The organism is Enterococcus sp. VV15 (assembly GCF_005236045.1).
GTDB classification, from domain to species: Bacteria; Bacillota; Bacilli; order Lactobacillales; family Enterococcaceae; genus Enterococcus_B; species Enterococcus_B durans.
The window spans coordinates 1-11391 of sequence record NZ_QPTY01000019.1 but is presented as its reverse complement, the minus strand read 5'-3'; the positions used below and the strand labels follow the sequence as shown (position 1 = coordinate 11391).

Genomic DNA, 11391 nt, shown 5'->3' with positions numbered 1-11391 from the left:
TTGATACTAACTAGTAGGAAAAAATGAGATAAAAAGTAAATGGAATCATTTCAGGCAATCTGAAATAAAAAATATACAGCCCTGTGGTACTTTACCTATGGGACTGTATATTTTACTCTCAGCGTTTTTGACTCCGTGTCTGACTCCGTTTTATTGATTTTAAATGTTATTCAATGACCATTTAACAGGTCATTTTTGAAATTTTTGTCTCTATATGACTCAGTTTGATAATTATTGATAGATCAATTTGGGTCTACATCGAATAAGGGAAGATTGCGAAAGTGACAGAGGAAAAGGCTTGATGATAAGCCTTTTTTATGCTTGTTAGTTGCTGATTAAAAAAATGAATAAAGTCCCTTGTAATGTATGCCATCATCTTACTCTTTTTTGACACGTTTTTAACGCAATATAGAAAAGAATGTTTGATTCAGTACACCATCAATGAATAAGGTGATCTGGAGAGGAAATATGACAAAGCTTTTTGCCATATCCCTTTTTTTTTGATTCTTCATTTTTTAACTTACATTGGAATAGTTAAAATTATTTTTCCTCTCTTTTTTCTGTTTAAATTTCTATTGGAAAGATTGCAACTCCTGACATTTTGCGTTAAAGTAAGAAGAGATTTCGTGAAACAATGTAACTGTTTCACAATGAAAGGACAAACTATGACACCAGAAGAATTTCATCAGATTTTGGCAGAAAAAGGTATCCAGTTAACGGATCAACAAATGACTCAATTTGAACGTTACTATCAATTGTTAGTAGAGTGGAACGAAAAAATGAATTTGACAGCAATCACAGAAAAGAAAGATGTTTATTTGAAACATTTTTATGATTCATTGACTCTAGCGTTTGATGGGGACTTTTCAAAAGATGGTACACTTTGTGATGTTGGCTCTGGCGCCGGCTTTCCAAGTATTCCATTAAAAATCGTTTTTCCAGAATTGCAGATCACGATTGTTGACTCTTTGAATAAACGGATTACTTTTTTAACGGAATTAACGAAAGAGTTAGGTATTGCTGCAAATCTTTACCATGATCGAGCTGAAACATTTGGACAAAATCCGCAATTTCGTGCGTCTTTCGATTACGTAACGGCGCGTGCAGTAGCTCGATTGAACGTCCTAGCTGAATTGTGTTTACCCTTAGTAAAACAAGAAGGCTATTTTTATGCGCTAAAAGCAGCTAAAAGTGAAGAAGAGTTACTGGAAGCAAAATCGGCAATTGCTCTTTTAGGCGGTAAATTCATCAAAGAATACACGGTTGAATTACCTAACGTAACGGATAAACGGCACATTCTTATGATTCAGAAAAAGAAGGTCACACCGAAAAAATATCCAAGAAAACCTGGATTGCCTAACAAGCAACCAATCAAGTAGGAGGAGAAGAGATGGCACAAATAATATCTGTTGCAAATCAAAAAGGCGGAGTCGGTAAAACAACGACAACGGTAAATTTAGGCGCATGTCTAGCTAGTCTTGGGAAAAAAGTTCTATTAGTAGATATGGACGCGCAAGGAAATGCGACAAGTGGCGTAGGTATCCGCAAACCTGATGTGACACAAGATATCTATGATGTGTTAGTCAACGAGTTACCTATCGCTGACGCAACACTTGTCACGGAACACGAAAATCTAAGCATTGTGCCAGCAACTCTCCAATTAGCAGGAGCTGAGATCGAATTAACCTCAATGATGGCCAGAGAATCTCGCCTAAAAGGTTCATTAGCTGAAGTCACTGACTTATATGATTATATCTTGATCGATTGCCCACCTTCTTTAGGGCATCTGACAATCAATTCATTTACAGCTAGTGGTTCGATTTTGATCCCTGTTCAATGTGAGTATTACGCACTAGAGGGATTAAGCCAATTATTGAATACTGTTCGTCTTGTCCAAAAGCATTTCAATCCTGAGTTAGAGATCGAAGGAGTGCTACTTACGATGTACGATGCCCGTACAAACTTAGGGAATGAAGTAGTGGCAGAAGTTCGTAAATATTTCCGTGAAAAAGTGTATGAAACGATTATTCCAAGAAATATCCGTCTTTCAGAAGCGCCAAGTCATGGAATGCCTATTATCGATTATGATCCACGTTCTAGAGGAGCTGAAGTCTACCAAGCATTGGCAAAGGAAGTGGTTAATCGTGAAGAAAAATAAAGGATTAGGTCGAGGAATCGACGCATTGTTCCAAGACTTAGAAAATTTAGAAACCGTAGATGTAAAAGATGAGACCGTGATCCAGTTGCCATTGAATGAATTACGTCCCAATCCGTATCAACCACGGAAAACTTTTGAAGAGGTTTCTTTACAAGAATTAGCGAATTCAATTGAGCAATCAGGTGTTTTTCAACCTATAATTGTTCGCCGATCATCAGTAAAAGGCTATGAGATCATTGCCGGAGAACGCCGTTTTCGAGCTTCTAAATTGGCTAAAAAAGAAACCATCCCAGCAATCGTTAGAGACTTTGATGAAGAAGCAATGATGCAAGTTGCCGTTCTAGAAAATCTACAACGGGAAGATTTAAATCCGCTAGAAGAGGCGGAAGCATATGATATGCTGATGAAAAATCTCAAATTGACACAAGCAGAAGTGGCAAATCGCTTAGGCAAGAGTCGGCCTTATATTGCGAATTACTTGCGTTTGTTGACGTTACCCGATCTTGTCAAAGAAATGGTCCAAGATCAACGCCTTTCGATGGGACAAGCACGTACACTCTTAGGCTTGAAAAATAAAAGCTTGATACTAAAATTAGCAAATCGAGCAGTAACGGAGAATCTGACTGTTCGTCAATTAGAACAAATTGTGTCACAATTAAATGAAAATGATGGAAAAGAAAAGAAAAAAATTCCACGTTTAGCAAAAGAAAAACCTTACTATATCCGTGAAAGCGAAGATCGTTTAATGGATAAGTTCGGCACAAGTGTCGCTATCCAAGAAAAAGATGGAAAAGGAAAAATCGAAATTGAATATCTGTCACAAAATGATTTGACAAGAATCCTGGATATTCTTAATATTCAATTTGACGAATAAAACTGAGAAACAAAAATCTTAGGTTTTGTCCTATTACTTTCAATAATAGAGAATCCATCATTGCGCTTCGATTAATAAAGCAAGCGTTCAGATATTTTTTTCAAAAAGGAGGGGACTTTTATGTACGACTTACATGATATCGTTGAAATGAAAAAACCTCATGCGTGTCAGACGAACCGTTGGGAGATCATTCGAATGGGTGCTGACATCAAGATCAAATGTGTGAATTGTGGACATATCGTTATGATGACTCGTCGCGAATTTGAAAAAAAACTAAAAAAAATACTTGAAAAAAATGCAGAGAAAGAGTGAATAAATTTATGGCATTAACTGCTGGAATCGTAGGTTTACCCAATGTCGGAAAATCGACTTTATTTAATGCAATTACTAAAGCTGGAGCAGAAGCAGCAAACTATCCTTTTGCAACGATTGATCCAAATGTAGGAATGGTAGAAGTACCAGACTGGCGTTTACAACGGTTGACGGAATTAGTTCATCCAAAGAAAACTGTTCCAACTACTTTTGAATTTACAGATATCGCTGGTATCGTAAAAGGTGCAAGTAAAGGTGAGGGCTTAGGTAACCAATTTTTGAGTCATATCCGCCAAGTAGATGCAATCTGTCATGTCGTCCGTTGTTTTGATGATGACAACATCACTCACGTGGAAGGACGAGTTGATCCTTTAGCTGATATTGATACGATCAATTTAGAGCTTGTGTTAGCTGATCTTGACTCAATTACTAAACGCTATACACGAGTGGCAAAAGTTGCTAAAACAAAGGATAAAGATGCTGTAGCAGAATTAGCAGTGCTAGATAAAATCAAACCTGTTTTAGAAGACGGTCGTTCTGCACGTTCGATCGAATTTACAGAAGAAGAACAAAAAATCGTTAAATCGTTGTTCTTATTAACAACAAAACCAATCTTATATGTAGCAAATGTGGCAGAAGACGAAGTAGCAGAAGCAGAATCCAATCACTACGTTCAAGAAGTACGTAACTTTGCGGCAGAAGAAAAAGCAGAAGTAATCGTTGTTAGCGCGCGTGCAGAGGAAGAAATCGCCGAGTTAGATGATGAAGATAAGGCTGAATTCTTAGAAGCATTGGGAATCGAAGAATCTGGCTTAGATCAATTGATCCGTGCAGCCTATGATTTATTGGGATTGGCTACTTACTTTACTGCTGGAGAACAAGAAGTACGAGCTTGGACGTTCAAAAAAGGAATCAAAGCTCCTCAAGCAGCTGGAATCATCCATTCAGATTTTGAACGAGGCTTCATCCGTGCAGAAACAGTCTCTTTTGAAGATTTGGATCATTATGGCAACATGCATGCCGCAAAAGAAGCAGGTCGCGTTCGTCTAGAAGGTAAAGATTATGTAGTCCAAGATGGCGACGTTATGTTATTCCGTTTTAATGTATAAAAGGGCTATCAAACTGTACGTATAGTATGTTAGAATGTCTTTTGTGACAACCGTTAGAGTAACGGCTAAGGAGGACTATTAGATCATGGAACCAGAACAATTACGCGAGATCGTAAAAGAAAACAATAGTTTAGAAGAAAAGTTGACGAAAAGAAACCAACAATATATTTTTGATTTGAAAAAATCTTTAGAAGCGGCTAACTTATCCGAAGAGGAAAAAGTCACAGCCTTTCATGACATCCTTCCGACTTTAGTTTCTGAGCAAAAGGGCGGAAGAACAGCGAGACAACTATTCGGTACTGTTTCAGAACGAACAGAAGCAATCATCAATAAACCAGCTGAAGTAAAAGTAAATGCAAAACCAGTCTTGATGTGGCTAGATAACGCATTATTACTACTTGGTCTGTTGAGTATCATGGTTGCGATCACTGGATTGTTTTCACGTGGAACAACGCCGGCTTATGGAATTTCGACTCTTATTTTAGGTTCTGCAGTCGGTGGTTGGGTATTTTATCTGATGTATAAATACATTTATCAGTATGAATATCCTGGAGCAGATCGCAGTAAAAAACCAGGTATGGGTAAAACATTGCTTATTTTAGGGGGAACAACGCTGATCTGGGTTATCGCCTTTTCCGCTACAACGTTGCTTCCACCAGTCCTGAACCCACTACTAGATCCCGTAATCATCGTGATCATCGGCGGGTTCGCACTTGCATTACGTTACTACTTGAAGAAGAAATACGGTATTGTTGGTAGTCTATCAGTACCTAGAAGATAAACAAAAAATAAGGAATTAGTCAGAATTTTTGAAGTCTCTTTTGGGAGGATAAAAAATTCTGACTGTTTTTTTTAGAGAAAACTGCTAAGAGTGAAGTAATAAATCATCTATACGTAAACGATTACAATAAATATCTTCTTAGAAAAGATAGGGATTACGGGAAGACTGTTGACTTAATAAAGAAAATCGATTATTTTAGTAGATAAACTAAAACAGAGGAGTGGTACTAAAAATGTCCAACTGGGAAACAAAGTTCACGAAAAAAGGGTTTACTTTCGACGATGTCTTATTGATACCAGCAGAAAGTCACGTGTTACCAAACGAAGTGGATATGAGCGTACAATTAACAAAAAATATTAAGTTGAATATTCCGATCATCAGTGCAAGTATGGATACTGTTACTGATAGTAAAATGGCAATTGCCATGGCAAGACAAGGCGGATTAGGTGTTATTCACAAAAATATGACGATCAGTCAGCAAGCCGATGAAGTGCGTAAAGTAAAACGTTCTGAAAGTGGTGTGATCATCGATCCTTTCTTCTTAACGCCGCAACATCTAGTAGCAGATGCAGAAGAACTAATGAGCAAATACCGTATTAGCGGAGTGCCAATCGTTGAAACTTTAGAAAACAGAAAATTGGTTGGTATTATTACGAACCGTGATATGCGCTTTGTGACTGACTATCATATAGCAATCAATGATGTGATGACAAAAGAAAACTTAGTAACAGCCCCAGTAGGTACTTCTCTAAAAGATGCAGAAAAAATTCTGCAAAAACATAAAATAGAAAAATTACCGATCGTTGACGATGAAGGTCGTTTGAGTGGTTTGATCACCATCAAAGATATTGAAAAAGTGATTGAATTTCCTAACGCAGCGAAGGATGAACATGGACGTTTATTAGTTGCTGCTGCTGTAGGTGTCACAAGTGATACTTTCGAACGTGCCGGCGCATTGTTAGAAGCTGGTGTAGATGCAATCGTTATTGATACAGCACATGGACATAGTGCTGGTGTCATTCGTAAAATCCAAGAAATCCGTTCAACCTTCAAAGACGCAACGCTAATTGCAGGGAATGTGGCCACAGCCGAAGCAACAAAGGCATTGTATGATGCTGGTGTGGATGTTGTAAAAGTAGGGATCGGACCTGGTTCGATTTGTACGACACGTGTCGTAGCTGGTGTGGGTGTTCCACAATTAACAGCGATTTATGATGCTGCTTCTGTGGCTCGTCAATATGGAAAAGCAATTATTGCAGATGGTGGTATCAAATATTCTGGCGATATCGTCAAAGCATTGGCTGCTGGCGGACATGCAGTGATGTTAGGAAGTATGTTGGCTGGTACAGATGAGTCACCAGGTGAATTTGAAATTTTCCAAGGACGTCGTTTCAAGACTTATCGTGGTATGGGTTCATTAGGCGCAATGGAAAAAGGTTCGAAAGATCGTTACTTCCAAGGAAGTGTCAATGAAGCCAATAAATTAGTTCCAGAAGGAATCGAAGGGCGCGTAGCTTATAAAGGAAGCGTTGCAGACATCATTTTCCAAATGATCGGTGGGTTAAAATCTGGTATGGGTTATGTAGGAGCAGGCAATTTGAAACAATTACGTGACGAAGCACAATTTATCCAAATGAGTGGTAGCGGATTGAAAGAATCACATCCACATGACGTACAGATCACAAAAGAAGCACCAAACTATTCAGTTGAATCTTAAGTCATAACAGAACAGATTGGCTACAAGACATAAGAAAGGATTTCCCAGACGTTGCTTTTGAATTTCTGTGAAATCTCGGCTTCGTTTTCAGAGAAGCTATTTGTAGGAGACCGTTATCTTTAGTCAGTTCGACTGCTTAAACTGCTTAAATTGAATAAAAAGCGAGTTACTCGAAAATAATTTAAAATGTCCCGCAAAAGTTAGATTTTTGGTCTGATTTTTGCGGGACGTTTCTTTGCCTGTAGCTTCGATATCACGTAGTGTGTATTCGTTTTTGATAGCACACGAACGCATTGCAAGCTTGAATAGTTGTCTTAAAGGCTAATTTTATTTGATGATTTTCAAATTCCCCATGTAAGGAACAAGCGCTTCAGGAACTGTGACAGAACCGTCTTCATTTTGGTAATTCTCAAGAATAGCTGCCACTGTTCGGCCAACAGCTAAACCAGAACCGTTTAGTGTGTGTGCGTAATGGATTTTTCCATCTTCATCACGGTAACGGATCATTGCGCGACGTGCTTGGAAATCTTCACAGTTTGAACATGAGCTGATTTCACGATACATATCTTGGGCTGGTATCCAAACTTCTAAGTCATAAGTTTTGGCAGCTGAGAAGCCCATATCTCCAGTTGATAAAGCAACGACACGATAAGGTAAATGCAATTTTTTAAGAATATCTTCTGCATCAGCTGTCATTTTTTCAAGTTCTTCATATGAATGTTCTGCATCAGAGAATTTGACCATTTCAACTTTATTGAATTGGTGTAGGCGAATCAATCCACGAGTATCTCGGCCAGCACTTCCTGCTTCAGAACGAAAAGCTGGACTAAGGGCAGTGAAATAGATCGGTAGGTCTTGACCGTCTAAAATTTCGTCATTGTAATAGTTCGTTAACGGAACTTCTGCAGTTGGGATCAGTGTCAAATCTGTATCCTCTAATTGGAAAACATCCTCTTTGAATTTAGGGAATTGTCCTGTACCAAACATTGCACGGCTGTTTACCATGTAAGGAGTGATCATTTCAGTATAACCATGTTCATAAATATGTTGATCTAGCATAAAGTTATAGACGGCACGTTCTAAACGAGCGCCCAATCCCTTGTAATAAACAAAACGGCTACCTGATACTTTTGCTCCACGTTCAAAATCTAAGATGCCAAGATTTTCAGCGATTTCCCAATGAGGTTTGGGTTCAAAAGAGAAGTTACGAGGTTCATTCCAACGACGCACTTCGACATTGTCGTCTTCATCTTTTCCGATAGGGACAGAATCATTTGGTAAGTTTGGCAAAGTAGTTGCAATTTCTTTTAATTTTTCATCTACTTGTGCGACTTCTTCGTCAAGGGCTTTGATATTTCCCCCAACTTCTTTCATTTCATTGATTTTAGCTGTAGCATCTTCTTTATTTCTTTTTAGTTGTGCAATTTCACCAGAAACATCATTACGGTATTTCTTCAGCTCTTCACTTTTGACAAGTAATTTTCTACGATTTTCGTCAAGTTCCATAAATTCAGCTAACGTTTCTTTTTTCACGCCACGAGTCATTAGTTTTTCTTGTACATAGTCAAAATTTTGGCGCATCATTTTTACATCTAACATTCCTATTCCTCCTTAGTATAAATAAAAAAGACCGATCCATCCCAATGTATTCTTGGGACGAATCAGTCTAACATTCGCGGTACCACCCGAGTTCAACACATGATCAGTGTTGCTCTTGCTAACAGATAACGGCTGTTTGCCGACCTTTCTTATTTCGAAAGGTACACGTCATAGAACTGGAACTTCCAAATTATTTTTTACTGATTTTCAGCAGCCATCAGCTCTCTTGAAAAAAATAAAATGTACTGGGTTCTGTGTTTCATCAATTATCCATGATTGTAATAAGAATATCGGATATTTTAGCGTTCGTCAATGGTTTCCTAGCTTTCAATGGGTAACTTTTCATTTTTTCTTAGTGGCAAGTGCATGATAAAAGAGGTCCAATGTTCATCTGATTTGGCATAGATGTACCCACCGTGTAGAGCAACGATGCTCTGGGCGATCGCAAGGCCTAATCCTGTTCCACCAGTTTCTTGTGAACGTGATTCTTCAACACGGTAAAAGCGGTCAAAAAGGTTATCGATCGCTTGTTGAGGAATCATCGCCCCATTGTTTTTTACAGTTGCAACCACTTCTGAACCGATCTTTTCAACCTCAATCACGATTTTTGTTGCACCTTTTCCGTACTTTAAAGCATTCGTCAGTAAATTATTGAAGACGCGGACTAATTTTTCAGTATCTCCATCCATGATCAGAGAATCCACTTGGCTTGTCACAACGATTTGAATATGTTTTTTGGAAGCCTCTAATTCAAAATCAGCTGCTAATTGCTCGATTAGTTGGATCAAATCAAAAGCAGAAAAATTAATAGGAACGGCTGGTTGCCGAACCTTTGTGTACTCAAAGAGGTCGTCTACCAGTGATTTCATTTGTTTAGCTTTGATGTAAGCTGTGTGTGTATATTTTAAAATATCTTCTTCTGTTTGATATTGCCCGTCTTCGATCAGACCAAGATAACCAATAATCGATGTTAGAGGTGTGCGTATATCGTGACTGACGTTGGTAATCAATTCATCTTTTGATTTTTCGATTTTGCGTTCATCCTCAATGGCTGCGACAGTACTGTCTACTAAACCATTGATACTAGTGACTACCCGACTAAGGTCACCGCTCAATTCAAAAGGAATTCGGTGGTCATAGTTACCATTTGCGATATAATGCAGTTCACTGATGATGTGTCGCAGCTGCATTTGACGATACCGACGAATCAGTCGCCAATATAAGACACCAATATCTAAAAGAAAGAAGAGAGGGAAGATAAAGTTTCGGCCATTCCAAAATAAATCGCTATTCAAACGTTCAGCAAAAATGTTTTTTGAATCCCAAATGGCATTTGTCAATGAAGGGGAACTACTGATTACTGAACTAAGAACAACCAATATTGCGACATTTAATAGAAGAAGTAAGATAACTGTGATGATTCCTTCTGCTAATAATTCGCTGATTTCTTTAGAAGTTAAGTTGATCCGCCGACGCTTTTCTGTACCTCTTGTTTTATCGTGCATCAATTTTATAGCCCACTCCCCAAACGGTTTGAATGACTTTTTCTCCACCAGTTGCTTCTTCAATTTTATCTCTTAAGTGACTTACGTGTACCATGACTGTTTTAGCAGAAACAATACTTTCCTGTTTCCACACACGTTCAAAAATTTCATCTGCGCTGAATACGCGGTTTGGGTGACTTGCTAATAAATAGAGGATTCCAAATTCTAGTGCTGTTAATTGGATCTCTGTACCATCAATCGTTTTTACTTCATGTGAATCTTTATTGATGATCAAAGAATTTACTTCTAATATATCTGGTTGGTCAGGGGTAACTTGCATTTTTGTCCGACGAAGTAATGATTTTACACGAGCCATCACTTCCAAAGGATTGAATGGTTTAGTTACATAATCATCAGCACCTGCTACCAGACCTTTGATTTTATCCATATCTGTAGTTTTAGCTGTAAGCATGATGATCGGGATCTGTGATTCTTTACGCAATTCTTTTACTACTTGCATTCCATCCATTTCAGGCATCATGATATCCAAGATAAGCAGTTCGATATCGGGAATGGTACGGATTTTTGATAAGGCTTCTTTTCCGTCGTAAGCTTTCACAGCTTCATAGCCTTCGTTGTGAATATAGATACTTAGTAATTCAACGATTTCTTTATCGTCATCAGCAATTAATATTTTCATTGATCGTTCCTCCAAGATTATAATGTAGCTATTTACTATATATATTAGCAAAAAAAAGCGTAAATAGATAAAAGCAACGCTTTGTTAACAAAAATTTTAGAAGGTTCAGGAAATAACTATGTACCAAGGAAAACAAAACCTGAACATTTAATGGAAATCAAGGTAAATAAAGGCTAAAAAAAAACGAAAATACGAACATTGAAAAGCAATTAGAGGGGAATGGTCGAATATGCTATGAATGTTGATAAAACAGCATTTTCTTATTGACTTTCTATTTTGATGTTGGTATATTATTATGTGTTCGAAAGAGCGCGAAACACTTCACAAATAACTAAAAAAAGTTCTTGACGTGTGGGTGACCACATGATAAGATAACTAAGTCGTTTGAAAAGAACCTATTGAAAAGCTTGATCTAATCAAGAAAAACTTCAAAAAAGTTCTTGACAAATAACAAAAGATAAGTTATGATATACGAGTTGCTGAAAGATTTCTAAAAACGAAATCGAAATAACTTTTAAGAAGACAGTTGACATTCACTTGTCGCTCTGATATGATGTAAAAGTTGCTACGGCAATTCAAGTAGACCTTTGAAAACTGAACAAAGTAAGACAAACCAAATGTGTAGGGCGTCTTGATTGATTCAAGACAACAAACATT

General features: G+C 37.7%; 10 protein-coding genes and 1 other annotated feature. Of the genes, 7 read left to right on the top strand and 3 right to left on the bottom strand.

Annotated features, from left to right (window positions below; genetic code table 11):
- Window positions 1-665: 665 nt before the first annotated feature.
- From rsmG to guaB, 7 genes are all read left to right on the top strand, one after another.
- Complete coding sequence (gene rsmG, locus DVW83_RS08185) at window positions 666-1379, top strand: 16S rRNA (guanine(527)-N(7))-methyltransferase RsmG (RefSeq protein ID WP_104660260.1); 714 nt, start codon at window positions 666-668, stop codon at window positions 1377-1379.
- An 11-nt stretch (window positions 1380-1390) separates the two neighbouring features.
- The gene (locus DVW83_RS08180; RefSeq protein WP_104660238.1) at window positions 1391-2158 is read left to right on the top strand and encodes a ParA family protein; all 768 of its coding nucleotides are present in this window, start codon (window positions 1391-1393) and stop codon (window positions 2156-2158) included.
- Complete coding sequence (locus tag DVW83_RS08175; protein WP_174784271.1) at window positions 2145-3032, top strand: ParB/RepB/Spo0J family partition protein; 888 nt, start codon at window positions 2145-2147, stop codon at window positions 3030-3032. Before DVW83_RS08180 ends, DVW83_RS08175 begins: the two co-directional genes overlap by 14 nt.
- 120 nt (window positions 3033-3152) lie before the next feature.
- On the top strand, window positions 3153-3344 hold the full coding sequence (locus DVW83_RS08170; protein ID WP_104660237.1) for a DUF951 domain-containing protein: 192 nt from the start codon (window positions 3153-3155) through the stop codon (window positions 3342-3344).
- An 8-nt stretch (window positions 3345-3352) separates the two neighbouring features.
- Window positions 3353-4453 carry a redox-regulated ATPase YchF gene (gene ychF, locus DVW83_RS08165; protein ID WP_081133659.1) on the top strand — a complete coding sequence of 367 codons (1101 nt, stop codon included), beginning with the start codon at window positions 3353-3355 and terminating at the stop codon, window positions 4451-4453.
- Between the two features lie 85 nt (window positions 4454-4538).
- Window positions 4539-5234 carry a DUF1129 domain-containing protein gene (locus DVW83_RS08160; RefSeq protein ID WP_137239278.1) on the top strand — a complete coding sequence of 232 codons (696 nt, stop codon included), beginning with the start codon at window positions 4539-4541 and terminating at the stop codon, window positions 5232-5234.
- A gap of 232 nt (window positions 5235-5466) precedes the next feature.
- Complete coding sequence (guaB, locus tag DVW83_RS08155) at window positions 5467-6951, top strand: IMP dehydrogenase (protein ID WP_005875762.1); 1485 nt, start codon at window positions 5467-5469, stop codon at window positions 6949-6951.
- A 327-nt stretch (window positions 6952-7278) separates the two neighbouring features.
- On the opposite strand, the gene serS is transcribed toward guaB, so the two are convergent.
- From serS to DVW83_RS08140, 3 genes are all read right to left on the bottom strand, one after another.
- Window positions 7279-8550 carry a serine--tRNA ligase gene (gene serS / locus DVW83_RS08150; RefSeq protein ID WP_005875755.1) on the bottom strand — a complete coding sequence of 424 codons (1272 nt, stop codon included), beginning with the start codon at window positions 8548-8550 and terminating at the stop codon, window positions 7279-7281.
- A 50-nt stretch (window positions 8551-8600) separates the two neighbouring features.
- Window positions 8601-8813, bottom strand: a binding site (T-box leader).
- A gap of 57 nt (window positions 8814-8870) precedes the next feature.
- On the bottom strand, window positions 8871-10055 hold the full coding sequence (locus DVW83_RS08145) for a sensor histidine kinase (protein WP_005875753.1): 1185 nt from the start codon (window positions 10053-10055) through the stop codon (window positions 8871-8873).
- Entirely contained in the window at window positions 10045-10734 is a 690-nt protein-coding gene (locus tag DVW83_RS08140; protein ID WP_005875751.1) for a response regulator transcription factor, read from the bottom strand. The genes DVW83_RS08145 and DVW83_RS08140 overlap by 11 nt, the downstream gene beginning before the upstream one ends.
- Window positions 10735-11391: the final 657 nt, after the last annotated feature.